A 25,234-nucleotide genomic window follows, 5' to 3' on the forward strand; every position below is an offset into this window, starting at 1 on the left:
CGTCTTGACTGCACATGACGATCTGCTAGCCACAAGCGCGGTAGGGGCCTGTAGCTCAATGGTCAGAGCAGGGCGCTCATAACGCCTTGGTTGGGGGTTCGAGTCCCTCCGGGCCTACCACCAAACCCGCGCGGGCGCTGTACCGCCTTGCCCCGGCAACGTAAGCCCAGCTTTCGGGACGGCCGATGCTGAGGATGCTGTCCATGCATTGTCGAACTTTGGTTTGTGCTGACCCACCAAAATCCTTGGCTACTCTCACAGGCGTTTACGAAGATCGGTCCGCAGGCAGCAACGCACTTAACGCGCGGCTGGCGCAGGAACCAATCCGTTGAACCAAGAAACAAAGCAGGTTGGATGGTGGGTGATGAGAGACTCGAACTCCCGACATCCTCGGTGTAAACGAGGCGCTCTACCAACTGAGCTAATCACCCGACGGCGCATCCTCTAGCGCCTCGCTTCGGCTTGGGCAAGGCCTGTTCGCGGTCAGGAAAAGAAAAAGCGCACCCAGTTGGATGCGCTTTTTCAAAATGATGGTGGGCGATAACGGATTTGAACCGCTGACATCTTCGATGTGAACGAAGCGCTCTACCGCTGAGCTAATCGCCCGATGGCGGGTCTATTAGACCGCTTCTTCGGTATCCGCAAGGGCTTCTTTTGCCTCTTTTTCTTTGGGCGCGCCCGGGCCACGCACTTTCAAAGTCATCATCGTGCGACCATCCTTGTCGATGGATCGCGCAACCCGCACCTTGCCCATGCCCGGCAGGTTCAACTCCTCACCCTTTGCCAATGCCGCCCCCAGTTGTTCCAGCGTGGCCTCGACGACGGGTTTCACATCTTTCTTCTTGGCACCCGTGGCATCGACCACCCGGTTCACCAAGTCGCGCAGCTTCAACCCGTTGTCCTTGGTGCTGGCCTCTGCATCCTCTGCCTGATCGGCAGCCAGAGTGTCGACATCAGCGCCGGCATCCACAATCGGGGCCGCTGCCACATCTTGCGGCTTTGGGGCTGGAATGCCTTTGGGGCCCGACTTGTACTTGCTTCTGGTCGACATGAAAAACTCCCTCATCACAGCGATTGTTACGCCTTGAGGTTAGATTATCCCCGCTTTGTCAACAATACCACGAGAAAAGACGGGCCTTTGCAGGGCCTTCGGGGCCAAGGGGCCAGCCTGTGGCAGATCTGCGCAACGCGTTTCGTCGCCCCAAATCGAGAAGAGCGCATCACCAGGATGCGCTCTCTCGTCTTCTTGGCAATGGCGCTGTCAGTGCGCCATCGGGCTTGCGGCCTCGGGCGCGGCACGGCGGGCCGCAGCGGCGGCTTCTTCGGCCGCCTCGTCCCATTCCACAGCCTCTGGCTGCCGAACCAGTGCTTGTGCCAAAACCTCGCGCACATGGGTCACGGGAATGATCTTCAGGCCCTGCTTCACGTTGTCGGGAATCTCGGCCAGATCTTTCTCGTTCTCTTGTGGGATCAGCACCGTCTTGATGCCCCCGCGCAAGGCCGCCAGCAGCTTTTCCTTCAGCCCGCCGATGGCCATGGCGTTGCCCCGCAACGACACCTCGCCTGTCATTGCGATGTCACGGCGCACCGGAATGCCCGTCAGCACGGAAACAATCGACGTGACCATCGCCAGACCGGCACTCGGCCCATCCTTTGGCGTGGCACCATCGGGGACGTGAACGTGGATGTCGATCGTGTCAAACTTTGGCGGTTTGACCCCGATCTGCGGTGCAATCGAGCGGACGTAGCTTGACGCCGCATCAATCGATTCCTTCATCACATCGCCCAGCTTGCCGGTGGTCTTCATGCGGCCCTTGCCCGGCAGTTTCAGCGCCTCGATATGCAGCAGGTCGCCGCCCACGCTGGTCCAGGCCAAGCCAGTGACAACACCCACCTGATCCTCGTTTTCCGCAAGACCATAGCGGTGGCGCTGCACCCCAAGATATTCCTCTACCTTGGCCGGATCGACATCCACCGCCTTGGTCTTGCCTTTCAGAATATCCGTCACCGCCTTGCGCGCCAGTTTTGCAATCTCACGCTCAAGGTTCCGCACCCCCGCTTCGCGCGTGTAATAGCGGATGACATGGGTCAGCGCCTCGTCCGACACCGAAAACTCACCCTTTTTCAGGCCATTGGCCGCGATCTGCTTGGGCAGCAGGTGCTTGCGCGCAATCTCGCGCTTTTCGTCTTCGGTATAGCCCGCCAGCGGGATGATCTCCATCCGGTCCATCAACGGGCCCGGCATGTTGTAGCTGTTGGCCGTGGTCAGGAACATCACGTTCGACAGATCGTATTCCACTTCAAGATAGTGGTCCACGAAGGTGCTGTTCTGTTCCGGGTCCAGAACCTCCAGCAGCGCACTGGCCGGATCACCCCGGAAATCCTGGCCCATCTTGTCGATCTCATCCAGCAAGATCAGCGGATTGGTCGTCTTGGCCTTTTTCAGCGCCTGAATGATCTTGCCGGGCATCGACCCGATATAGGTCCGGCGGTGACCGCGGATTTCAGATTCGTCCCGCACCCCGCCCAACGAAATGCGAATGAATTCGCGCCCCGTCGCCTTGGCCACAGACCGCCCCAGCGAGGTTTTACCCACACCCGGAGGGCCGACAAGGCACATGATCGGGCCTTTCAGCTTGGTCGAGCGGGCCTGCACGGCCAGATATTCGACGATGCGCTCCTTGACCTTTTCCAGACCATGGTGATCGGCGTCCAGCACCGTTTGCGCCCGACCCAGATCTTTCTTGACCTTGGACCGCACGCCCCACGGCACACCCAGCAACCAATCCAGATAGTTGCGCACGACGGTCGCCTCGGCGCTCATCGGGCTCATGGTCTTCAGCTTCTTGACTTCGGCATCGGCCTTTTCACGGGCTTCTTTCGACAGCTTGGTGTTGGCGATACGCTCTTCCAGTTCGGTGACCTCGTTCTGGCCATCCTCACCATCGCCCAACTCGCGCTGGATCGCCTTCATCTGTTCGTTCAGATAATATTCGCGCTGCGTCTTCTCCATCTGCGATTTGACGCGGCTCTTGATCTTCTTTTCCACCTGCAGAACGCTCATCTCGCCCTGCATGTGGCCATAGACCTTTTCCAGACGCTCAGACACATCCAGCGTCTCCAGCAGCGCCTGCTTCTGGCCGACTTCAATGCCCAGATGCCCCGAAACAAGGTCAGCCAGCCGTGCAGGCTCACGCGCTTCGGCCACTGCAGACAGGGCTTCTTCTGGGATGTTCTTCTTGATCTTGGCGTATTTCTCGAACTCATCCGCCACGGCGCGCAGCATCGCATCGATGGCGGCCTTGTCGCCCAGATTTTCCGTCAACTCGGCCGACCGCGCCTCAAAGAATGAGGGGTTGGGCAGGAATTCGGTGATTTTCACCCGCGTCTTGCCTTCGACCAGCACCTTGACGGTGCCATCGGGCAATTTCAGCAGTTGCAGCACATTGGCCAGCACCCCAACGCGGTAAATTCCATCGGTTTCAGGGTCATCGACGGTGGGGTCGATCTGGCTGGACAACAAGATCTGCTTGTCATCCTGCATCACTTCTTCCAGCGCCCGCACCGATTTTTCGCGCCCGACAAACAGCGGAACGATCATATGCGGAAACACCACGATGTCGCGCAGCGGCAACACGGGATAGCTGGGGGCAAGCACTTCGCTCATTCGCGTATCCTTTCTTAGCAGGAAAGCCACGGCCCCGATCATCGGCAGCATCCCGGCCTTCCCCTGTTCGCCCCCTATATCTGGGGGGGCATCCGGGGCAAGTCAACCAGCGCAACGATCAGGTCAGATCAGTCTGCCCTGCGATCAGGCAATTGTGACCCCAGCGCGCAGCAGTCGCAAGGGCGGAAATCCGGGCAAATGTCTGTTTTCAGGCGGTGCCGCCCTACAGCGGCTCGATGTCGCCCTCGGCCCGCCTGGCATGGAAATCCGCCACAAAGGCCGACAGATGCCCCGCCGCAATCGCATCCCGCAGGCCCTGCATCAACTGCTGATAATAATGCAGGTTGTGCCATGTCAGCAGCATGCCGCTGATCATTTCCTGCGCGCGAAACACATGGTGCAGATAGGCGCGGCTGTAGTTGCGGCAGGCCGGGCAGGTGCAGTCTTCATCCAGCGGGCGCGGGTCATCCATATGCCGGGCGTTCTTGATGTTCACCTGCCCCCGTCGCGTCCAGGCCTGACCCGTGCGCCCCGACCGGCTGGGCAGCACGCAATCCATCATGTCGATCCCGCGCTCGACCGCCCCGACGATGTCATCGGGTTTGCCAACCCCCATCAGATAGCGCGGTTTGTCCTCGGGCAGAAAACCGGGGGCATAGTCCAACACGCCGAACATCGCCTCTTGGCCCTCGCCCACGGCAAGACCCCCCACGGCATAGCCATCAAAACCGATCGCAGTCAGCGCCTTGGCGCTTTCTTCGCGCAGATCGCGCGTGACGCCGCCTTGCATGATGCCAAACAGCGCATGGCCCGGGCGATCGCCAAAGGCATCGCGCGACCGTTGCGCCCAACGCATCGACAGGGCCATCGACTTGGCCACCTCGGCATCGGTCGCGGGCAAGGCCGGGCATTCGTCAAAACACATGACAATGTCACTGCCCAACAGCTTTTGAATCTCCATGCTGCGTTCGGGGCTGAGCATGTGTTTAGATCCGTCGATATGCGACGAAAACCTGACGCCTTCTTCGGTCAGCTTGCGCAAACCGGCAAGGCTCATCACCTGAAACCCGCCCGAGTCGGTCAAGATCGGGCGCTGCCAATTCATGAACTTGTGCAAACCGCCCAAACGGGCAATGCGCTCGGCCGTGGGGCGCAGCATCAGGTGATAGGTGTTGCCCAGCAAGATGTCGGCCCCCGTTGCGCGCACGCTTTCGGGCAGCATGGCCTTGACCGTGGCCGCCGTGCCCACAGGCATAAAGGCGGGCGTGCGGATCTCGCCCCGCGGGGTGGTGATCACCCCGGTGCGCGCCGCGCCATCAACTGCCTTCAGTTCAAAGCCAAAGCCGGTTGCCATTGCCCTGCCCCTTTTCTGCGCCCCGATTGCGGGCCTTCAAAATGAACAGGGGGCGGCACGATGCCACCCCCTGCCCCATCCTATCGCCCCAAGGATCAATCCTTGGCGCGTTCGACGTAAGAATTGTCTTCGGTGTTGATCACGATGCGCGTGCCCGGCCCGATATGCGGCGGCACCATCACGCGCAGCCCCGAATCCGTCATTGCAGGCTTGTAGGACGACGAGGCCGTCTGCCCCTTCACCACCGGTTCCGTCTCGGTGATCTCAACCGTGATCTTCTGCGGGAATTCGATGGCGATGCAGATGCCTTCGTGAGTCTTCAGATAGCAGTTCATGCCCTCTTGCAGATACACTTTGCCGTCACCGATCACATCTTCCGAAACGGCCAGCTGCTCATAGGTTTCGGGGTCCATGAAGTGATAGCCTTCGCCATCAGCATAAAGGAAGTTATACCCGCGCTCATCCACCGTGGCCCGCTCGACTTGCTCGGTCGTGCGCCAGCGTTCGCTGACCTTGGTGCCATCCGAAATGCGGCGCATATCGACCTGGGTGACAGGCGTGCCCTTGCCGGGGTGAATGTTCTGTGATGTCAGCACGACATACAGCCTGCCGTCCATATCGACGACATTGCCCTTGCGAAGGGTAGAGGCGATGACTTTAACCATTGTTGACCTTGCAGTTTGCGAGAAGGCGACATATCCGCCGCGATGATTGGCCCCGCGCCTAACCCATCCTCGCGCGAATTTCCACCCCCTTTGCAACAAGGCCCGTGCAATGCCCGCCGATACCCCCTTTTGGTCTGCCCACCGCCACGCCGACCGCCGCCCCCTGCTGCTGGCCCGCAACCGGATACAGGCGGCGATCCGGGGCTGGCTGGCCGAACGGGATTTCACCGAGGTAGACCCGGTCGCCTTGCAGATCAGCCCCGGCAACGAGGCGCATCTGCATGGTTTTGCCACCACCGCCATCGGCAATGACGGCCAGCCGCAGCAGATGTATCTGCACACCAGCCCGGAATTTGCGATGAAAAAGCTGCTGGCAGCGGGCGAAACCCGAATCCATGCCTTTGCCCATGTCTGGCGCAACCGCGAACGCGGTGCCCTGCACAGCCCTGAATTCACCATGCTGGAATGGTATCGCGTGGGCGAAGACTACACTGTGCTGATGGACGATTGCGCGGCGTTTCTGGCGCTTGCCGCCACCGCTGCCGGGGCGCGCGCCTTTCGGTTTCGCGACTCCTCCTGCGACCCCTTTGCCACGCCCGAACGGCTGTCGGTGGCGCAGGCGTTTTTGCGCTATGCCCAGATCGACCTGCTGGCTACGCTTGCCGCCGACGGCACGCCTTCGGCAGCGGCCTTGGCGGCGCAGATGCAGGCGCAGGCCATCCGGTTTGCGCCCGATGATACATGGTCAGACATGCTGTCGCGCATTCTGGTGGAAAAGGTCGAACCCCATCTGGGCCATGGTCGCCCAACGATCCTTGACCGCTATCCCGTGGCCGAGGCTGCCCTGGCCCGCCCCTGCCCCGATGACCCGCGCGTGGCCGAGCGGTTCGAGCTTTATGCCTGCGGGGTGGAACTGGCCAATGGCTTTGGCGAGTTGACCAACCCCGACGAACAACGCCGCCGTTTCGCCGCGGAAATGGATGAAAAACAGCGCGTCTATGGAGAGCGCTATCCGGTGGACGAAGATTTCCTCGCTGCCCTTGCCCATATGCCACCGTCATCCGGCATCGCCCTTGGCTTTGACCGTTTGGTGATGCTGGCCACAGGCGCGCCCCGGATCGACGATGTCATGTGGGTGCCCGTCGCGGGTTAAGGCATCACACAGCGCCGATGCCGCGCAGGATGATGGTCTTGACGCTGTCCTTGACCTCGCGCCACTGGCGGTCACTCAGGGGTTTGCCCGCATTCAGCGTTTCGATCTGATGCCCGAAATCGGCGTAATGCTGGGTTGTGGCCCAGATCATATACAGCAGATGCCGGGGGTTGACCGGGGCCATCTTGCCCTCATCGACCCAACGCTGAATGGCCGCGATCCGGCCCTCGGTCCAGTTGCGCAGCGTGATTTCAAGATAATCCTGAATCACCGGCGCCCCATGCATCACCTCGCTGGCCCAGACCTTTGACCCAAAGGGATGATGGCGCGAGATCTCAAGCTTGGCATCGATATAGGCGCCGATCCCTTCTGCCGGGTCGGCAGCCGTGTCAAAACTGTCCGCCGCATGCAGCCAGATTTCAAAGATGTTCTGCACAACGCGGCGATAAAGATCCTCTTTCGTCGCGAAATAGTAATGCAGATTGGCCTTGGGCAGCCCGGCCATATCGGCAATCAATTGCATCGTCGCCCCGCCGAACCCGGCCTCGGCAAACACCTTTTCAGCTGATCGCAGGATCACACGCTCATTCTCGCGCCGGATTTCCGTGCGTTTTCCTTTGCCGATGCGCGAAACTTGGGCGTTCTCGTTCATTCCGACGTCTGAAATTTGTTGACCGGTTGGTCAGCTTGTGTTGCGCTGCATCTTGACCATACGGTCAGAAAACGAGTCGGCGCAAGGCCGGCAGAGAGGGGTGCGCCAGATGCCCCAAAGCACAGGGAGAGCCAGCTGATGCCAGCACCCGGAGAAAACCTCCGCATCAATTCTGCGCGGCTGTGGGACAGCCTGATGGAAATGGCCAAGATCGGCCCCGGCATTGCGGGCGGCAACAACCGCCAAACCCTGACCGATGCCGACAACGAAGGCCGCCATCTGTTCAAGTCGTGGTGTGAAGCCGCCGGAATGACCATGGGCGTCGATACCATGGGCAATATGTTCATGACCCGCCCCGGCACCGACCCCGATGCCCTGCCCGTTTACATGGGCAGCCATCTGGATACGCAGCCAACAGGCGGCAAATATGACGGGGTTCTGGGGGTGTTGGGTGCGCTGGAAGTGGTGCGCACGATGAATGACCTGGGCGTCAAGACCAAACACCCGATCGTCGTCACCAACTGGACCAATGAGGAAGGCACCCGCTTTGCCCCGGCCATGCTGGCCAGCGGCGTCTTTGCCGGGATGCACAGCCAGGATTACGCCTATGCCCGCACCGATGCCGAGGGAAAGCGCTTTGGCGACGAATTGCAGCGGATCGGCTGGGTGGGCGATGAAACCGTCGGCGCCCGCAAGATGAAAGCCATGATCGAATTGCACATCGAGCAAGGCCCGATCCTTGAGGCCGAGGGCCGCGACATCGGCGTGGTGACCCATGGGCAGGGCCTGTGGTGGCTGCAAATCACCCTGACCGGCAAGGATGCCCATACCGGCAGCACGCCCATGCACATGCGGGTGAATGCGGGCCTTGGCATGGCCCGCATCACCGAGCGCGTCCACCACATCGCCATGAGCCATCAGCCCAATGCCGTCGGGGCCGTGGGGCATGCGAATGTCTATCCGAATTCCCGAAACGTCATTCCCGGCAAGGCGGTGTTCACCGTCGATATCCGCAGCCCCGATCAGGCCAAGCTGGACGCGATGAAGGCCGAGGTCATCCGCGCCGCCCATGCCGAGGCCCGCGAACTGGGCCTTGGCTGCGAGGTGGAGTCGGTGGGCCATTTCGACCCGGTCACCTTTGACGACGGGCTGGTCAAGATCGTCCGGCAATCGGCTGAAAAGCTGGGCTATTCCCATATGGATATCGTCTCGGGCGCGGGCCATGATGCCTGCTGGATCAATCGCCTGTTCCCCACCGTGATGATCATGTGCCCCTGCGTGGACGGGCTTAGCCACAACGAGGCAGAAGAGATTTCCCCCGAATGGGCAGCGGCGGGCACCGATGTGATGCTGCACACGGTGCTTGAGGTGGCGGAGGTGGTGGGGTGAACTTTGCCGACATGGATTACTGGCGTTTGGCCGAAGTGCTAGGAGTTTGGGCGGCGGCGTTTGCAACCTATTACGCTGCCCGCACTGCTCTACGGATCGCTAGTGACCAAGTGCGTGTGCAGCTGCAGCCGTCGGCGTCCTTGGGATGGTTTGTGCTGACTAACGGCTCCAACCAAGATGCGATCATCTTAACAGTTACCAACAGTGGCAACCGTGACGTGGTTGTAAGAGAGATTGCCTGGCATCACTACTTCCTTGGATCAGCCCGCGCCGTACACTTTCCGGGGCATTATATGGATCAGGCCAAGCTCCCATTTAAGATTGGTTTTTCAGAGTCTCGCTCTTTCTACATCGACCGGTTTGGCCCTTCGGGAGACTGGCTCGAATACTTTGCTCACGAAATGCTTGGAAATCGCGGATGGCTTGGACGCTTTATTGTTCGAAGGACACTTAGCATTCGCGTAACGACCGGTGACGATCAGATATTCAAGAAGCCCGTCGCAAGGAGTTTAATCGGCGGGCTAGATGATGCCTACTCACGGATAACAGCTTAAGGGAGGCATGAATGGCCAGCACCATCATCAAGAACGGCACTGTTGTAACGGCGGACCTCACCTACAAGGCCGATGTGCGGGTTGAAAACGGCGTGATCACCGAGATCGGGCCGAACCTTAAAGGCGACAAGGTGCTGGATGCCTCGGGGTGCTATGTCATGCCCGGCGGCATTGATCCGCATACGCATCTGGAGATGCCGTTCATGGGCACCTACTCCAGCGACGATTTCGAAAGCGGCACACGGGCGGCCTTGTCGGGCGGCACCACGATGGTGGTGGATTTCATCCTGCCGGGCCAGGGTCAGGGGCTGATGGATGCCGCGCAGATGTGGCACAACAAATCGACCCGCGCGAATTGCGATTATTCCTATCACATGGCCGTCACCTGGTGGGGCGAAAAGGTCTGGGATGGCATTGCAGAAAGCGCCAAGGCCGGGATCACCAGCTTCAAGCATTTCATGGCCTATAAGGGCGCGCTGATGGTGAATGACGATGAGTTGTTCGCCAGTTTCCGCCGCGTGGGGGATGTGGGCGGCCTTGCCATGGTGCATGCCGAGAACGGCGATATCGTGGCCGAGCTGACCGCGAAATTGCTGGCCGAAGGCAACCGTGGCCCCGAAGGCCATGCCTATTCCCGCCCGCCGCAGGTCGAGGGCGAGGCGACCAACCGCGCCATCATGATCGCCGATATGGCGGGCGTGCCGCTCTATGTGGTGCATGTGTCTTGCGAAGACTCGCATGAGGCGATCCGCCGGGCGCGCCAACAGGGCAAGCGGGTGTGGGGCGAGCCGTTGATCCAGCACCTGACGCTGGACGAAAGCGAATATTTCCACCCCGACTGGGACCACGCCGCGCGCCGCGTCATGTCGCCCCCGTTCCGCAACAAGCAGCATCAGGACAGCCTCTGGGCCGGGCTGATGTCGGGCAGTCTTTCGGTTGTGGCGACCGATCACTGTGCTTTTACAACGGACCAGAAGCGGTTCGGATTGAACGATTTTTCCAAGATCCCCAATGGCACCGGCGGGCTGGAAGACCGGCTGCCCATGCTGTGGACCACGGGCGTGGGCACCGGGCGGCTGACGCCGAATGAATTTGTGGCGGTGACCAGCACCAATATCGCCAAGATCCTGAACTGCTATCCGAAAAAGGGCGCGATTCTGGTGGGGGCGGATGCCGATATCGTGGTGCTGGACCCGGAAAAGGAAAAGGTGATCAGCGCCACGTCACAGCAATCTGCCATTGATTACAACGTGTTCGAGGGCAAAGCTGTGAAAGGCCTGCCGCGTTTCGTGCTGACGCGCGGCAAGGTCGCGGTCGATGATGGCGCGGTCAAGACCGAGGAAGGCCATGGCAAGTTCGTGGCGCGTGAGGCCCGGCCAGCGGTCAACCGTGCCCTTAGCCAGTGGAAAGAGCTGACGGCCCCCCGGCCGGTGGAACGCAGCGGCATTCCGGCCACCGGTGTCTAGCCCCTATCCCTCGGCCTGCCCCGGATCATCTTCGGGGTCGGCATCGGGGCACAGCGACAGGGTGCCTGGCAGGGCGGTTGGCCGAAGGGGCGTAATGAATTGAAAAAGAAAGGGAATCCCTTGCGGGATAAAGGTCATCGGGAAAAGTTGGAACATGGTCGGTGCCTCCCTCGGCCTGTGTTGTTGATAGCTGCGGGCCGTAACAGGGGTGTGACGGCATGAAGGATACGTTGAACCTGGGCGGGGCGGTGATCGAGGCCAAGGGGCTGGATCTGACCTTTCAGACCGCAGATGGCCCGGTGCATGCGCTGCGCGATGTGAACCTGACGATCGACAAAGGCGATTTCGTCAGCTTTATCGGGCCAAGTGGTTGCGGGAAAACAACTTTTCTGCGCTGCATCGCGGCGCTGGAACATCCCACGGGCGGCACGCTGACGGTGAATGGGATGTCCCCGGATGAGGCGCGCAAGAAGCGGGCCTATGGCTATGTGTTTCAGGCGGCGGGGCTGTATCCGTGGCGCACAATTGCCGGAAACATCAAGCTTCCCCTTGAAATCATGGGATTTTCCAAGGCCGACCAAGAGGCGCGGGTCGAGCGGGTGCTGGAGTTGGTGGAGCTTTCGGGCTTTGGCAAGAAGTTCCCCTGGCAGCTTTCGGGGGGGATGCAGCAGCGGGCCAGTATTGCCCGCGCCCTGGCCTTTGATGCCGACATCCTGTTGATGGACGAACCCTTTGGCGCGCTGGATGAAATCGTGCGCGACCGGCTGAACGAAGAGCTGCTGAAACTGTGGGCCCGCACCGGGAAAACCATTGGATTCGTTACACATTCCATTCCCGAGGCGGTGTATCTGTCGACCAAGATCGTGGTCATGTCGCCGCGCCCCGGACGGATCACCGATGTGATCGAAAGCCCTCTGCCCAAGGACCGCCCGCTGGATATTCGGGACAGTCAGGCCTTTATCGACATCGCCCACCGGGTGCGCGAAGGATTGCGGGCGGGGCATATTGATGACTGACGCCAGCCTGTCACCTGTGGTGCACCCCCTGTACACCCCCCGTGCAGACAGTCTGCGGGGGTGGCCATGACCTCGGCCCGCCCCGTTCTGACCGTTCTGGCTGCGCTGGTCGCGATCTGGTATGCGGCCAGCGTCTGGATGAATGCGACTTGGGTGTTTGATCAGGCCGAGCGCGCGGGCCAAAGCGTGACCTGGGCCGAGGTGGTGCCGCAGACCATGGCGCAGGCCCGCCCGCTGTTGCCGCCCCCCCATCAGGTGGCGGCCGAATTGTGGAAAGGGGTGGCCGGGCAAAAGATCACCTCGAAGCGCAGCCTTGTTTACCATGGGTTGATCACGCTGCGCGGCACGATGATGGGCTTTGCGCTTGGCATCGTGCTGGGGGTGGCCTTGGCCGTGTCGATCGTGCGCTATCGGGTGATGGAACTGTCGGTCATGCCTTGGGCCATCATCAGCCAGACCATTCCCATTGTCGCACTGGCCCCGATGATCCTGACCCTGTCAAACCAAATGGGGATCGACAGCCGCGAGGTGCCAAAGGCCATCATCAGCGCCTATCTGTCGTTCTTTCCCGTGCTGGTCAGCATGGTCAAGGGCCTGCGCAGCCCCGATCAGATGCAGTTGGACCAGTTGAAAACCTATGGCGCAAGCGAAAACCAGACCTTTTGGAAGCTGCGGCTTCCGGCGTCGATGCCCTATTTCTTTGCCTCGCTGAAAGTGGCGGTCGCGGCGGCGCTGATCGGCACCATTGTCGGCGAATTGCCCACCGGGGCCATCGAGGGCCTGGGCGCCCGCATGCTGATCGGCAGCCAGTTCGGAGAGCCCTTGATCATGTGGGCGGCGCTGTTTGCGGCGGCCATTCTGGCGGGAATGCTGATCGTGACCGTGGGGGTGATCGAACGGCTGGCCAATACACGCATGGGGGTGCGGCCATGATCTGGTTTTTTGGCGCCCTGCTGTTCTGGATCGGCGCCTGGTGGGGGAATGTGCGGCTGGCCACGGGGCCGGCCAGCCACAGTGCCGGGGGGCGGATCGCGGTGGCGGCGCTGTTTGGCATAACCGTGCTGGTGCTGTGGGAAGGCTATGTGCGCGGCTTTGGCATCAGCCCGGTGATCTTGCCCGCCCCGACGGCGATTGCGGCAAAATTTGCAGGCTCGCTGGGCACGCTGTGGGCCGATTTCGTGCAAACGGTGATCAAGGGGGCGCTGTCGGGATTTCTGATCGGGGTTGCTGCGGCCTTTGTGGTGGCCGTGGCCATCGACCGCAGCCCGTTTTTGCAACGCGGCCTGTTGCCTGTGGGCAATTTCGTGGCGGCGCTGCCGATTGTCGGCCTTGCCCCGGTCTTGGTGATGTGGTTCGGCTTTGACTGGCAATCCAAGGCCGCCGTGGTGGTGGTGATGGTGTTCTTTCCGGTGCTGGTCAATATCGTGGCCGGGCTGAACAGTGCCGACCGGATGCAGCGCGACCTGATGGCCACTTGGTCGGCCAGCTATTGGCAAAGCCTGTGGTGCCTGCGCCTGCCCGCTGCCATGCCCTTTGTCTTCAACGGCCTGAAAATCGCATCAACCCTGGCCCTGATCGGGGCGATTGTTGCTGAATTTTTCGGCAGCCCCATCGTCGGCATGGGCTTTCGCATCAGCACCGAGGTGGGCAGGCTGGGCCTTGACATGGTCTGGGCCGAAATTGTGGTGGCGGCCCTGTCGGGCTCGCTGTTCTATGGGGTGATCTCGGCCATCGAAAAGCGGGTGACGTTCTGGCACCCGTCGCAACGCGGCTAAACGGCCCCCCGCGATATTGGGGCCCAACACGGAGGTACGGCAATGAAGACACTTCTTACCGCCAGCGTTCTGGCCCTGGTTGCTGGCACGGCCAGCGCCGAGGATGTGACGCTGCAACTGAAATGGGTGACCCAATCACAATTCGCGGGCTATTACGTTGCCGCGGAAAAGGGCTTTTACGAAGAGGAAGGCCTGAATGTCACGATCAAGCCGGGCGGCCCTGATATTGCACCGACCCAGGTGATTGCGGGCGGTGGTGCCGATGTGATCGTGGAATGGATGCCCGCCGCGCTGGCCGCCCGCGAAAAGGGCCTGCCGCTGGTCAATATCGCGCAGCCGTTCAAATCCTCGGGGATGATGCTGACCTGCCTCAAGGAAAGCGGCATCACCTCTCCGGCAGATTTTGCCGACAAGACCTTGGGCGTGTGGTTCTTTGGCAATGAATATCCGTTCCTGTCGTGGATGAGCCAGCTTGGCCTGAAGACCGATGGGTCGGCCGGTGGGGTGACGGTGTTGAAGCAGGGCTTCAACGTCGATCCGCTGCTGCAAAAGCAGGCGGCCTGCGTCTCGACCATGACCTATAATGAATATTGGCAAGTGATCGACGCCGGCATCAGCCCGGATGATCTGGTCACCTTCAAATATCAGGATGAAGGCGTGGCCACGATGGAAGATGGCCTCTACGTTCTGGAAGAGAACCTGAAAGACCCGGCCTTTGAAGACAAGATGGTGAAATTCGTGCGCGCCAGCATGAAGGGCTGGAAATATGCCGAAGCCAACCCGGACGAAGCCGCAATGATCGTTCTGGACAATGACGAAACCGGCGCCCAGACCGAAACCCACCAAAAGCGGATGATGGGCGAAATCGCCAAGCTGACCGCCGGATCGAACGGCGCCCTTGACCCGGCCGATTATGAGCGGACGGTTGCCTCGCTTTTGTCGCCCGGATCTGATCCGGTGATCTCGAAGGCGCCCGAGGGGGCCTGGACCCACCAGATCAGCGACAAGGCCCTTCAGTAACCGGCGACAGGGGGCTCTGCCCCCTGCGGCTTTCGCACATGCGAAAGCCTTACCCCCGGGATATTTTCGAACAGATGAAGATGTTTTCGCCTGTTCTTAAATATCCCCGCCGGAGGCAGCCTGAGGAGGAGGCCGAAGGCCGAGGACGAGGTAAAAAGACTTGCGCTGTTCCCGGACACGGGAACGGCGCACCGCCAGATCACCGTTGTTCAAACCCCGCGCGGATGCGGCGGACCATCAGCCAGACAAGGCCGATGACCAGCGGCGTCAGGCCGACCATCATCAGCTCTTTGCTGATCGCCATCGACTGGGCCAGCGGATAGGCGACATAGCCGGCCAGCGACACGGCGTAATAGCTGATGGCCACCACCGACAGGCCCTCGACCGTGTGTTGCAGGCGCAGTTGCAGGTCGGCGCGGCGGTCCATGCTTTCCAGCAGTTTCTGGTTCTGGGCCGAGCGTTCCACATCCACCCTGGTGCGCAAGAGTTCGGCGGCGCGTTGGGCGCGTTCGGCCATGCTGCGCAGGCGGGATTCGGCGGATTTCACGGTGCGCATGGCCGGATCGTAGCGGCGCATCATGAATTCGCCAAAGCTTTGCCGCCCGTTCACCCGCTGTTCGCGCATCACCTCTATGCGTTGGTTCACCAGCGCCTCATAGGCCCCGGTGGCGCCGAAGCGAAAGGTGTATTTGACCGCCAGGCTTTCCAGTTCGGCCGAGATTTGCAGCAGTTGATGCAGGGCCGTTTCCGGGCTGCGTTCGGTGGTATCCAGCGCCGAGACCAGCGAGGACAGTTGCGGATCAAGGGCGTTCAGCTTGGCCGAGAGCGCACGGGCGCGCACAAGGCCCAGCATCGACATCGAGCGATAGGTTTCCACCTCGCACAGGCGTTGCACGATGCGGCCCACGCGGCGCTTGCCCGTGCCGGGGCGGACAAAGACGGCAAAGCGCATCAGCCCCGACGCGTCAATCCGAAAATCACCCGCAACGATGGCCGCGCCATCGACAACCCGTGACACGGCAAGGCTTTCGCCCACGAACCAGTCTTCCAGCTTGGCCTGGATCAGCGCTTCATCCTGCGGCATTTCCTCGACCCGGATGACCAGCGACACCAGACGCTTGCCCGGCGCGGCCTCGACCCAGTCTTCGGGAAAGATCTCGGCCTCGGCCGGATCAAAGGCGCGCGCGGAGAGGCCCTGACCAAAGGCTGTGTAGGTGACGAATTCGGTATGGCTTTCCCATTTCAGCATATGCTTGCCGATGGTGTCGGAAAAATGGTTGGCCTCGGGCTGCGGATGGCCGGCGCCGTGGCGATCGAGCAGGGCAATCAGGTGATCACGGTCCAGCGCGCGGTCGCGGTTGGCGGCCTCGACCGGTTCCTTGATCGCCAGATGCACGGCATGGCACGGCACGTTCAGCGCCGGATAGGGCCGGGCATGAAGTTCGTTCACGATGGCATAGCGTTGGGGGTGGTCGATCATCTGGGGCATTGTTTTCGTCCGGACCGTGTAAATTCAAAAGTTAAGGCGGGATCGGAGGAAGAAAAAGCGAAATGCCGGAATACCTTGGCATGCCGCAAAGGTGTTGCGGGAAAAGCAAACCCATGCTTGATGACTGTCCTCTGAACTGCAAACGGGACCAGGATATGGAACGGCATCAAGGCGGCTGCCTGTGTGGGGCGATCAGGTATGAAACAGTGACAGCACCAGCGCGTGTCACGGTCTGTCATTGCCGCTTTTGTCAGCGGGCGACCGGATCGGCCTATATGGTGCAGCCCGTGTTTGACGACGTGGATCTTCGCCTGCTGTCGGGCACGCCCCGTGTGTTTGACGCAATCTCGGCCGGATCGGGCAAGGTGATCCATGTTCATTTCTGCGCCGATTGCGGCACCAAGCTGTGGCTGAGTTTTGAGCGGTTTCCGGGAAAGCTGGGGCTTTATGCGGGCACCTTTGACGACCCCTGCTGGTTCGCCATTCCGCCAGAGACGTCGAAGCATATTTTCCTGAATGAAGCGCGGCGCGATACGGTGATCCCGGCGGGGATACCCACCTTTGCCGCCCATGTTCTGGCAAAGGATGGCACGCCTGAGGCACCCACCGTGTTCGAGACCTGCCATATCATTGGCGGAGCCTGAGCGAAAAAGGCCCCGGGGTGAACCGGGGCCTTTGGGGTTTTGTGCGCGGTGCTTAGTCGATCAGCGGCAGCAAGGCATCGAGCGACTTTTTGGCATCGCCGTAGAACATCCGGGTGTTATCCTTGTAGAACAGCGGGTTCTCGATGCCCGAATAGCCCGTGCCCTGCCCCCGTTTCGACACGAAGACCTGTTTGGCCTTCCAGCATTCCAGCACCGGCATGCCGGCGATGGGGCTGTTGGGGTCTTCTTGTGCGGCCGGGTTCACGATGTCATTCGAGCCGATGACGATGGCCACATCGGTTTCGGGGAAGTCCTCGTTGATCTCGTCCATTTCCAGAACGATGTCATAGGGCACCTTGGCCTCGGCCAGCAGCACGTTCATGTGGCCCGGCAGGCGGCCTGCCACCGGGTGGATGGCAAAGCGCACGGTCTTGCCCTTGGTGCGCAGCTTGCGGGTCAGTTCTGACACCGACTGCTGGGCCTGCGCCACGGCCATGCCGTAACCGGGGATGATGATGATGCTGTCGGCGTCGTTCAGCGCGGCGGCAACGCCATCGGTGTCGATGGCGATCTGTTCGCCGGTGACTTCCATTGCGGGGCCCGTGGTGCCGCCAAAGCCGCCCAGGATCACGCTGATGAAACTGCGGTTCATCGCCTTGCACATGATATACGACAGGATCGCGCCCGACGAGCCGACCAGAGCGCCCACGACGATCAACAGATCATTCGACAGCGAAAAGCCGATGGCCGCGGCGGCCCAGCCGGAATAGCTGTTCAGCATCGACACCACCACCGGCATGTCGGCACCGCCGATGCCCATGATCAGGTGATAGCCGATGAAGAAGGCGGCCAGCGTCATCAGGATCAGCGTCCAGGTGCCGAAGCCCTGGAAATACATCACCAACAGGATCAGCGACAGGATCGCGGCGCCTGCGTTCAGCATATGGCCGCCGGGCAGTTTCTTGGCCTTGCCATCCACCTTGCCCGCCAGTTTGCCATAGGCAATGACCGAGCCGGTAAAGGTGACAGCCCCGATGAAGACGCCAAGGAAGACCTCGATCTTGAGGATCGCGATTTCCGAGGCCGATTTTTCCGACACTTTCAGCGCAAAGCCCTTGAGCGCCTGCAAGGCATCGGCATCGCCTGCCATCTGCATCGCCGCCACGCGCACCATTTCGATCTCGGCGTTATAGCCGATAAAGACCGCCGCAAGGCCGACAAGGCTGTGCATGGCCGCCACAAGTTGCGGCATTTCGGTCATCTGCACGCGCTGTGCCACGACCCAACCGATGCCGCCGCCGACGACGATCATCACCAGCGACACCAGCCAATTGCCCGCGCCGGGGCCGATCAGCGTGGCAACGACGGCAAGCGCCATGCCGACGATTCCATACCAGACGGCACGTTTCGCGCTTTCCTGCCCCGAAAGGCCGCCCAGCGAGAGGATGAAGAGAACAGCCGCGACCACATAGGCCGCCGTGGTAAATCCGTATTCCATCGTGCTGGCCCCCTTACGACTTCTGGAACATGGCGAGCATGCGCCGGGTGACCATGAAGCCACCAAAGATGTTGATTCCTGCCATGAAGACCGACAGGGCCGCAAGGATCACGACGAGGACGGACCCCGACCCGATCTGCATCAGCGCGCCCAGAATGATGATCGACGAGATGGCATTGGTGATGGCCATCAGCGGCGTGTGCAGCGAATGGCTGACGTTCCAGATCACCTGGAAACCGACGAAACAGGCCAGCACGAAGACGATGAAGTGCTGCATGAAACTGGCCGGGGCAAACAGGCCCGCCAGCAACAGCAGGCCCCCGCCAACCCCCAGCAGGGTGAACTGGTTGCGGGTCTGGGCCTTGAACGCGGCCACTTCCTGGGCGCGGCGTTCCTCGGGCGTCAGTTCCTTGGCCTTTTCCTTGGGCTTGGCCGCGGCAATCGCCTGCACCTTGGGCGGGGGCGGCGGGAAGGTCACGGCGCCGGCATGGGTGACGGTGGCGCCGCGGATCACGTCATCTTCCATGTTGTGGTTGATGACGCCGTCTTTCTTGGGCGTCAGATCCGTCAGCATGTGGCGGATGTTGTTGGAATACAGCGTGCTGGCCTGGGCCGCCATCCGGCTGGGGAAATCGGTATAGCCGACCACCGTCACGCCGTTGTCGGTGACGATCTTCTGATCCGGCACGGTCAGATCGCAGTTGCCGCCGCGTTCAGCGGCAAGGTCAACGATCACGCTGCCCGGCTTCATCATCTTGACCATGTCTTCGGTCCACAGCTTTGGCGCGGGCCGGCCCGGAATCAGGGCGGTGGTGATGACGATGTCCATATCGGGCGCCAGCTCGCGGAATTTCTTGAGCTGGGCTTCGCGGAATTCCGGCGAGGACGGGGCGGCGTAACCGCCGGTGGCGGCGCCGTCCTGGGCGGCTTCGGCGAAATCGAGATAGACGAATTCAGCGCCCATCGATTCAATCTGCTCGGCCACTTCGGGGCGCACGTCAAAGGCCAGGGTGATGGCCCCCAGCGAGGTAGAGGTGCCGATGGCGGCAAGGCCTGCCACGCCGGCGCCGACGATCAGCACCTTGGCGGGCGGCACTTTGCCTGCGGCCGTCACCTGACCGGTGAAAAAGCGGCCAAAGTTGTTCCCGGCCTCGATCACGGCGCGATAGCCCGCGATATTGGCCATCGACGACAGCGCATCCATCTTTTGCGCGCGCGAAATGCGCGGCACCATATCCATGGCGACGACGGTGGCGCCCTGCTTGGCGATCTGATCCAGCAAATCGGCATTCTGCGCGGGCCAGAAGAAGGAAATCAGGGTCTGGCCCGATTTCAACAGCTTGGCTTCCTTGGCCTCGGGGCCGCGCACCTTGACCACCACATCCGCGGCCTCATACAGCGCCTTGGCGGTCTTCACCACCTCGACACCGGCGGCCTGATACAGCGCATCCGAGAAGCCGGCCTTGAGGCCCGCCCCGCTTTCGATGACGCAACTATGGCCCAGTTTTTGCAACTGGGTGGCGGAATCCGGCGTCATTGCGACGCGGTTTTCGCCCTCGAATATCTCTTTCGGTGCCCCGATCTTCACTGTCTCTCCCCCGTTTGGTCAGGTCTTGAATTCTGGTCCGGGCAGCGCCCGGCAATAAAAGTGTTCGGCCCACATAGCATTGCGCAACTTCATTTCAAAGTTTTATGCCGCCCTGCGGCAATTCTGCCTGCCCCCTAGCCAAAGGGCCAGGCGATCCAGCGCCCGGTCTTTTGCGACCATGCCTGATAGGCCGGGCCAAAGGCGCGGCGCAGGCGGGTCTCTTCGTCCATGATAAAGCGGTGCTGAATCAAGGCCATAAAGCCGATCAGCACCGGCACGCCATGGGGCACGTCCCACCACAGGATGGCCCCCGCAAGGATCAGCGCGTCGCCCAGATAGATCGGGTTGCGCGACAGACGGAAAAGCCCGCCCGTCATCAGCACCGCCGGGTCAGTCTTGGGAATCACCGTGGTACGGCGCAGGATCATCTGGCCCGCCGCCGCCAGCATCAGCGCAAGGCCAAGGCCGATCAGCGCCGCGCCAACCCATTGGCCCGATGGGCCAAACAGGCCCCACGGCACCAGCGCATCCAGCCCCCAGACCAGGCCAAGCGACAGGGCCAGCCAGACCTGCGGCAGATCGGTCAGCTTTGGCATCATCCCCCCCTTGACGTGCAAACGCGCTGTTTGGGGGCACTTTTCCGTCAATCTTGGCAAAGTGCAAGCGGCCATATGCCCAGGGCCAACGGGCAATGCCGGGGCGCGCACGTCGCAAGGCTGCGGAATGCGGTTGAGCCGGGCCAGATTTCGGGGCAGCCTGACCGCGCAATGGAGGCCCCGATGACCACTGATTTCACCGCAACCCGTGCCCTGTTTCATCTGCCCGAGGGCGTGATCTATCTGGATGGCAACTCTCTGGGGCCGCTGCCGCGCGCCGCCAGCACCCGCGTGGCGCGCACGGTGGCCGAAGAATGGGGCAATCTGCTGATCCGGGGCTGGAATGCTGCGGGCTGGATGGATCAGCCCGCGCGGCTGGGCGATCGTATCGGGCGGCTGATCGGGGCGGAACCGGGCACGGTGGTTCTGGGTGATACCTTGTCGATCAAGGTGTATCAGGCGCTGGCCTCGGCGCTGGAGATGGTGCCGGGGCGCAAGGTGATTTTGTCGGATACCGGGAATTTTCCATCTGACCTTTACATGGCGGACGGATTGGTGCGCACGCTGGGGGCGGGATATGCGCTGCGCACGGTGGCCCCCGATCAGGTGGCCGGGGCGATTGACGACAGCGTGGCCGTGGTGATGCTGACCGAGGTGGATTACCGCACCGGGGCCAAGCATGACATGGCGGCGATCACGGCACGCGCCCATGCCGCAGGCGCGCTGACGGTTTGGGATCTGGCGCATTCGGCGGGGGCCTTGCCGGTGGATCTGCGGGGCACGGGGGCCGATTTTGCGGTGGGGTGCACCTATAAATACCTGAATTCCGGCCCCGGTGGCCCGGCCTTTATCTATGTCGCCCCCCGCCATGCCGAGGCCGCGCGCCCGGCGCTGTCGGGCTGGTTGGGCCATGAGGCCCCCTTTGCCTTTGATCTGGCCTATCGCCCCGGCGCGGGGATCGAGAGGATGCGGGTGGGCACACCTCCGGTTCTGCAGATGGCCGCGCTGGAGGCCAGCATGGATATCTGGGATCAGGTTGAGATGGCCGATGTGCGGGCGCGCTCGATCGCCTTGGGGGATGCCTTTATTGCCGGGATCGAGGCCGCCTGCCCGACGCTGACCTTGGCCAGCCCGCGCGAGGGTGCGGCGCGCGGCAGTCAGGTGAGTTTCCGTCATCCGCAGGGCTATGCAATCATGCAGGCCCTGATCGCGCGCGGGGTGATCGGTGATTTCCGCGCGCCCGATATTCTGCGCTTTGGGTTCACGCCGCTTTACACGACGATGGAGGATGTGACCGGGGCCGTGGCGGCGCTGGACGAAATCATGGCGACCAGCGCCTGGGACCGGCCCGAGTTCATGGCCAAGGCCCGGGTGACGTGACCACGATCCGCGCCTATCGCGCAGGCGACCGGGCGGCCTGCAAGGGGGTGTTTTATCGGGCGGTGCGGCAAGGGGCGGCGGGGGCTTACCCTGCGTCTGCACTGGCGGTTTGGGCGCCGTCGCCCCTGCCCGACCCAGACCAGCCCGACAAGCTGCTGGATCAATGGGCCTGGGTGGCCGAGGCCGAGGGGCGGATCACCGGCTTTATGTCGTTGCGCCGGGATGGCTATCTGGACATGGCCTTTGTGCTGCCCGAGGTGATGGGAACGGGGGTGGCCGGCGCGCTGTATGAGGTGCTGATCGCACAGGCCCGGCGCGCGGGATTGGCGCGGCTGAGCGCGCATGCCAGCCATCTGGCCCGCCCGTTTCTGGCGCGGCGGGGGTGGCAGGTTAAAGCGCAGGACGCCTATGAGCGGGACGGCGCGGTGCTGACGCGCTTTGCCATGGTGGTGGTGGTGGACTGACAGCGGCGTGGCGGGGGTGGGAATCAGCGCGGTTGCCCGGCTGCACGGGGCGAGGTTGTTGCGCTGTGGGGCGTGCCCTGCCCCGATGAGTGCGGCGGGCGGCGAGTGGGGCACGGCCTTGGTTTCGGGCCGGATATGCCTGCAAACCGATCAGATCTGTGGCCATTGCCCAAAAACAAGCCCGGTTTGGCCGCCCCCACGGCAAAAGGCTGCGGTTAGTGCCCCTTTGCAGCGGGTGCATCCGCACCATCCTGCCCATCCCGGCTTTGCCCCTTTGACGCCCCCCGATGGCTCGGCTACCCTGACCAGACGTATAAACGGCACCACGGCGCTGCCGGGAAGGATGAGTGTGACGATGTCTTATGTTACGGTGCGGGTAATGGTCGCGGTTGCCGCTGTTGCGGGATTGTCGGCCTGTGTGCCGACCACCACCACCACTTCCACCAAGGAACCTGCTGCGCTGAAGGCCGACGTGCCGGCCGAGGGGGTGTATCTGGCCAGCTCGGACAATGGCTTTACCGTGCCTGCCGTGCCGGTGGAAAAGGTGCCCGATCAGTTTGAACGGCAGGTGGTTGATTTTGCCAGCGACGAAGTGCCGGGCACGATCATCATCAACCCGGCAGAAAAGCATCTGTATTTCGTGACCGGCAAGGGCAAGGCCATTCGTTATGGCATTGCGGTCGGCAAAGAGGGCTTTGAGTGGCATGGCGTGGCCAATGTGACCGACCGCAGGCCCTGGCCGACCTGGACCCCGCCGCCCGAGATGATCGAGCGCAAGCCCGAATTGTCGAAATGGGAAAAGGGGCAGCCGGGGGGGCCGACCAACCCTCTGGGGGCGCGCGCGCTGTATCTGACGACCAATGGTCGCGACTATGGCTATCGCATTCACGGCACCCCTGATTGGTGGTCGATTGGCAAGAATGCCTCGTCGGGCTGCATTCGGATGATCAATCAGGATGTGATGGATCTTTATACCCGCGTGCCTGAGGGCGCCAAGGTGATCGTTCTGACGCGCGACGGGCAGATGCCGACGGGGCTGAAACTGCCGCCGCCCGCGCCCAAGAAGAAAAAGCCCGCCCCTGCCCCGGCTGTGGTGACGACGGCAGAGCCTGTGGCCGAGGTGGTGCCCGCCGCCGTGACCGCGCCCGCCGATGGCCCGATGTCAACGCCGGTTGCGCCTGCGGCTTCGGGGGCGCCGACCACCCCGGCCGCCGTGACAGCCCCCGTGGTTCCGGCCCCCGTGGTTTCCGCCCCTGTGGTTTCTGCCCCTGTGGTTCCGGCCCCGGCATCGACGGCCCCTGCGGCAATGACCGCGCCCGAGTCGCTGGCGCCCGTGACGGTAGCGCCCGTGACGGTAGCCCCAGCGGCTGCGGCCCCAGCGGCTGCGGCCCCGGTTTGTGCGGTGCCCTTGGTGAACGGGGTTTGCCCGCAGGGCTAAGGCCCGGGGCCGCAGATCCTGCGAAAAGGCCGCCCGATCTGGGCGGCCTTTTTCTGTGGGACGATCGGTGGGGCCGGATGCCCGCGTTTAATCAATGCCGTTGGCGCGCTGCACCTGCCGGATGTAATCGACGACCATCGCCACCTCGCCGCGCGTGATCCCGTTGACCGCAGGCATATTGCCGAAATCCCAGTGATGGGCCCGCACCCCGGCTTCGGCAGCCAGCAGAAAGGCGACATCGCCATGGTGCGACGGTTCATAGATCTTGTGAATCAGCGGTGGCCCCTTGGCGCTGTGACCTGCCCCTGCCTCGCCGTGGCAGGTGGCGCATCGTGCGGCAAAAACCTTGGCCCCGATGATCGCATCCCCCGTCAGCCTGGGCAGGGTGACATCGACCATCGGCTCGGCCAGCGCGGGGCTGGCAAGGGCCCATGCACAGACTATGGCATGTTTCATGAACGCTCTCCCGTGTTGCCCTGCGTTTGAACAGCCTTGCCCCGCGGGAAGGTCAAGCCGGTTCAGGCGCTGCGGCGCAGGCCCGCGTCGCGGCGGCTGGCAAAATCGGCAACGGCGCGGCCAAAGGCCTGAAACAGCGGGCGGCTGACAGGGTCAAGGGCCGCGCGGTATTCGGGGTGCCATTGCACCGACAGGGTAAAGCCCGGAGCATCCTTAATGAAAATCGCCTCGGGCGTGCCATCGGGGGCATGGCCGTCAATCACCACCCGCGCGCCCGGCGTCTTGATGCCTTGGCCGTGCAAGGTGTTTGTCATCACCTCATCAGCCCCCATCAGCCGCGCGAACACCCCGCCGGGGGTAAAGCTGACCTTGTGGCGCAGGGCGAATTTCTCCTCGATCGTGCCATCGGGCGGCATGCGGTGGTTCATCCGGCCCGGCAGATCGCGGATTTCGGGGTAAAGCGTGCCCCCCATCGCCACGTTCACTTCCTGAAAGCCACGGCAGATGCCAAAGAACGGCTGCCCACGGTCAACACAGGCGCGCACAAGCGGCAAGGCAATGGCATCGCGGCACCGGTCGAAATCGCCATGGGCGGGGGTTTCATCCTCTCCATACTCTTGCGGATGCACATTGGGCCGCCCGCCTGTCAGCAAAAAGCCATCGCACAGGTCAAGCAATTCGGGCACCGAGACATAGCGCGGATCAGAGGGAATGATGATCGGCATGCAGTCGGCCACCTCGGCCACCGCCTCGGAATTCATGGTGCCCCCGGCATGCACCGGGTAGCTTTCGTTCAGAAGGTTCATGTTGCCGATGATGCCGACAACCGGGCGTTTGCGAAAAGCAGTCATGAGAAGGGGCGCGTCTTGTGATCCATGGGGGGAATCTAGGACGAATTGGCCCCAAGGTATAGTCTGCAGCCGCGCACACTGGCCCCGCAGCGGGAAAAGGTGCCTCTTTTCCGGGCGGT

General features: G+C 62.2%; 24 protein-coding genes and 3 tRNA genes. 13 read left to right on the forward strand and 14 right to left on the reverse strand.

From position 1 onward, the window contains the following. The first annotated feature begins 44 nt into the window (after positions 1–44). A tRNA-Ile gene (locus V3C85_RS18870) sits at positions 45–120 on the forward strand. 235 nt (positions 121–355) lie between these two features. Here V3C85_RS18870 and V3C85_RS18875 read toward each other — a convergent pair. The 6 genes from V3C85_RS18875 to efp form a co-directional block, all read right to left on the reverse strand. Then, positions 356–431, reverse strand: a tRNA-Val gene (locus V3C85_RS18875). A 100-nt stretch (positions 432–531) separates the two neighbouring features. Continuing rightward, positions 532–606 (reverse strand) — tRNA-Val (locus V3C85_RS18880). 13 nt (positions 607–619) lie between these two features. Then, the gene (locus V3C85_RS18885; protein WP_331797095.1) at positions 620–1,051 is read right to left on the reverse strand and encodes an HU family DNA-binding protein; all 432 of its coding nucleotides are present in this window, start codon (positions 1,049–1,051) and stop codon (positions 620–622) included. Between the two features lie 210 nt (positions 1,052–1,261). Beyond that, entirely contained in the window at positions 1,262–3,667 is a 2,406-nt protein-coding gene (gene lon / locus V3C85_RS18890; protein ID WP_331797096.1) for an endopeptidase La, read from the reverse strand. Between the two features lie 223 nt (positions 3,668–3,890). Next, the gene (gene tgt / locus V3C85_RS18895) at positions 3,891–5,021 is read right to left on the reverse strand and encodes a tRNA guanosine(34) transglycosylase Tgt (protein ID WP_331797097.1); all 1,131 of its coding nucleotides are present in this window, start codon (positions 5,019–5,021) and stop codon (positions 3,891–3,893) included. A gap of 95 nt (positions 5,022–5,116) precedes the next feature. Then, on the reverse strand, positions 5,117–5,686 hold the full coding sequence (gene efp, locus V3C85_RS18900) for an elongation factor P (RefSeq protein ID WP_331797100.1): 570 nt from the start codon (positions 5,684–5,686) through the stop codon (positions 5,117–5,119). 109 nt (positions 5,687–5,795) lie between these two features. Between efp and epmA the strand changes: the two genes are divergently transcribed. Further along, a complete protein-coding gene (epmA, locus tag V3C85_RS18905) occupies positions 5,796–6,839 on the forward strand; it encodes an EF-P lysine aminoacylase EpmA (RefSeq protein ID WP_331797101.1) in 1,044 nt (347 codons plus the stop codon). 4 nt (positions 6,840–6,843) lie between these two features. Here epmA and V3C85_RS18910 read toward each other — a convergent pair whose 3' ends face one another. Then, positions 6,844–7,491 (reverse strand): TetR family transcriptional regulator C-terminal domain-containing protein, encoded by a 648-nt coding sequence (locus V3C85_RS18910; RefSeq protein ID WP_331797102.1) that lies wholly within the window; start codon positions 7,489–7,491, stop codon positions 6,844–6,846. A 138-nt stretch (positions 7,492–7,629) separates the two neighbouring features. On the opposite strand from V3C85_RS18910, the gene V3C85_RS18915 reads away from it, so the two are divergent. The 3 genes from V3C85_RS18915 to hydA are packed head-to-tail and all read left to right on the forward strand — an operon-like array spanning position 7,630 to position 10,900. After that, complete coding sequence (locus tag V3C85_RS18915; RefSeq protein ID WP_331797103.1) at positions 7,630–8,880, forward strand: Zn-dependent hydrolase; 1,251 nt, start codon at positions 7,630–7,632, stop codon at positions 8,878–8,880. Then, complete coding sequence (locus tag V3C85_RS18920; protein WP_331797104.1) at positions 8,877–9,434, forward strand: hypothetical protein; 558 nt, start codon at positions 8,877–8,879, stop codon at positions 9,432–9,434. Before V3C85_RS18915 ends, V3C85_RS18920 begins: the two co-directional genes overlap by 4 nt. A gap of 11 nt (positions 9,435–9,445) precedes the next feature. Continuing rightward, entirely contained in the window at positions 9,446–10,900 is a 1,455-nt protein-coding gene (gene hydA / locus V3C85_RS18925; RefSeq protein WP_331797106.1) for a dihydropyrimidinase, read from the forward strand. Positions 10,901–10,903: 3 nt separating this feature from the next. Here hydA and V3C85_RS18930 read toward each other — a convergent pair whose 3' ends face one another. Further along, positions 10,904–11,056 (reverse strand): hypothetical protein, encoded by a 153-nt coding sequence (locus tag V3C85_RS18930; protein ID WP_331797107.1) that lies wholly within the window; start codon positions 11,054–11,056, stop codon positions 10,904–10,906. 62 nt (positions 11,057–11,118) lie between these two features. Between V3C85_RS18930 and V3C85_RS18935 the strand changes: the two genes are divergently transcribed. The 4 genes from V3C85_RS18935 to V3C85_RS18950 all read left to right on the forward strand — a co-directional run bounded on the left by V3C85_RS18935 (position 11,119) and on the right by V3C85_RS18950 (position 14,711). Then, complete coding sequence (locus tag V3C85_RS18935) at positions 11,119–11,916, forward strand: ABC transporter ATP-binding protein (RefSeq protein ID WP_331797108.1); 798 nt, start codon at positions 11,119–11,121, stop codon at positions 11,914–11,916. A gap of 66 nt (positions 11,917–11,982) precedes the next feature. Beyond that, entirely contained in the window at positions 11,983–12,849 is an 867-nt protein-coding gene (locus V3C85_RS18940) for an ABC transporter permease (RefSeq protein ID WP_331797109.1), read from the forward strand. After that, positions 12,846–13,691, forward strand: coding sequence for an ABC transporter permease (locus V3C85_RS18945; protein WP_331797111.1), 846 nt, complete (start codon positions 12,846–12,848; stop codon positions 13,689–13,691). The genes V3C85_RS18940 and V3C85_RS18945 overlap by 4 nt, the downstream gene beginning before the upstream one ends. Before the next feature lie 42 nt (positions 13,692–13,733). Beyond that, positions 13,734–14,711 (forward strand): ABC transporter substrate-binding protein, encoded by a 978-nt coding sequence (locus V3C85_RS18950; protein WP_331797113.1) that lies wholly within the window; start codon positions 13,734–13,736, stop codon positions 14,709–14,711. Positions 14,712–14,910: 199 nt separating this feature from the next. On the opposite strand, the gene V3C85_RS18955 is transcribed toward V3C85_RS18950, so the two are convergent. Next, a complete protein-coding gene (locus V3C85_RS18955; protein WP_331797115.1) occupies positions 14,911–16,200 on the reverse strand; it encodes a DUF3422 family protein in 1,290 nt (429 codons plus the stop codon). Positions 16,201–16,355: 155 nt separating this feature from the next. Between V3C85_RS18955 and V3C85_RS18960 the strand changes: the two genes are divergently transcribed. After that, positions 16,356–16,844, forward strand: coding sequence for a GFA family protein (locus V3C85_RS18960; RefSeq protein ID WP_331797117.1), 489 nt, complete (start codon positions 16,356–16,358; stop codon positions 16,842–16,844). A 52-nt stretch (positions 16,845–16,896) separates the two neighbouring features. On the opposite strand, the gene V3C85_RS18965 is transcribed toward V3C85_RS18960, so the two are convergent. The 3 genes from V3C85_RS18965 to V3C85_RS18975 form a co-directional block, all read right to left on the reverse strand. Beyond that, positions 16,897–18,342 (reverse strand): NAD(P)(+) transhydrogenase (Re/Si-specific) subunit beta, encoded by a 1,446-nt coding sequence (locus tag V3C85_RS18965; protein ID WP_331797119.1) that lies wholly within the window; start codon positions 18,340–18,342, stop codon positions 16,897–16,899. A gap of 13 nt (positions 18,343–18,355) precedes the next feature. Beyond that, complete coding sequence (locus V3C85_RS18970; RefSeq protein WP_331797121.1) at positions 18,356–19,930, reverse strand: Re/Si-specific NAD(P)(+) transhydrogenase subunit alpha; 1,575 nt, start codon at positions 19,928–19,930, stop codon at positions 18,356–18,358. Between the two features lie 134 nt (positions 19,931–20,064). Then, complete coding sequence (locus V3C85_RS18975) at positions 20,065–20,526, reverse strand: methyltransferase family protein (protein WP_331797123.1); 462 nt, start codon at positions 20,524–20,526, stop codon at positions 20,065–20,067. 183 nt (positions 20,527–20,709) lie between these two features. On the opposite strand from V3C85_RS18975, the gene kynU reads away from it, so the two are divergent. The 3 genes from kynU (at position 20,710) to V3C85_RS18990 (ending at position 23,808) form a co-directional block, all read left to right on the forward strand. Further along, positions 20,710–21,906, forward strand: a complete 1,197-nt coding sequence (gene kynU, locus V3C85_RS18980; protein ID WP_331797124.1) for a kynureninase — start codon at positions 20,710–20,712, stop codon at positions 21,904–21,906. Beyond that, positions 21,903–22,370, forward strand: a complete 468-nt coding sequence (locus V3C85_RS18985; RefSeq protein WP_331797125.1) for a GNAT family N-acetyltransferase — start codon at positions 21,903–21,905, stop codon at positions 22,368–22,370. Before kynU ends, V3C85_RS18985 begins: the two co-directional genes overlap by 4 nt. A 355-nt stretch (positions 22,371–22,725) precedes the next feature. Continuing rightward, positions 22,726–23,808, forward strand: a complete 1,083-nt coding sequence (locus tag V3C85_RS18990; protein ID WP_331797127.1) for a L,D-transpeptidase — start codon at positions 22,726–22,728, stop codon at positions 23,806–23,808. 87 nt (positions 23,809–23,895) lie between these two features. Here the strand turns inward: V3C85_RS18990 and V3C85_RS18995 are convergent, their stop codons facing one another. Both V3C85_RS18995 and V3C85_RS19000 read right to left on the reverse strand, forming a co-directional pair. Then, positions 23,896–24,264 carry a c-type cytochrome gene (locus tag V3C85_RS18995; protein ID WP_331797129.1) on the reverse strand — a complete coding sequence of 123 codons (369 nt, stop codon included), beginning with the start codon at positions 24,262–24,264 and terminating at the stop codon, positions 23,896–23,898. A 62-nt stretch (positions 24,265–24,326) separates the two neighbouring features. Beyond that, positions 24,327–25,115, reverse strand: a complete 789-nt coding sequence (locus V3C85_RS19000) for a gamma-glutamyl-gamma-aminobutyrate hydrolase family protein (RefSeq protein WP_331797131.1) — start codon at positions 25,113–25,115, stop codon at positions 24,327–24,329. Between the last annotated feature and the right edge of the window lie 119 nt (positions 25,116–25,234).

The sequence above is a fragment of the Pseudotabrizicola sp. L79 genome (assembly GCF_036553525.1).
GTDB lineage: Bacteria > Pseudomonadota > Alphaproteobacteria > Rhodobacterales > Rhodobacteraceae > Pseudotabrizicola.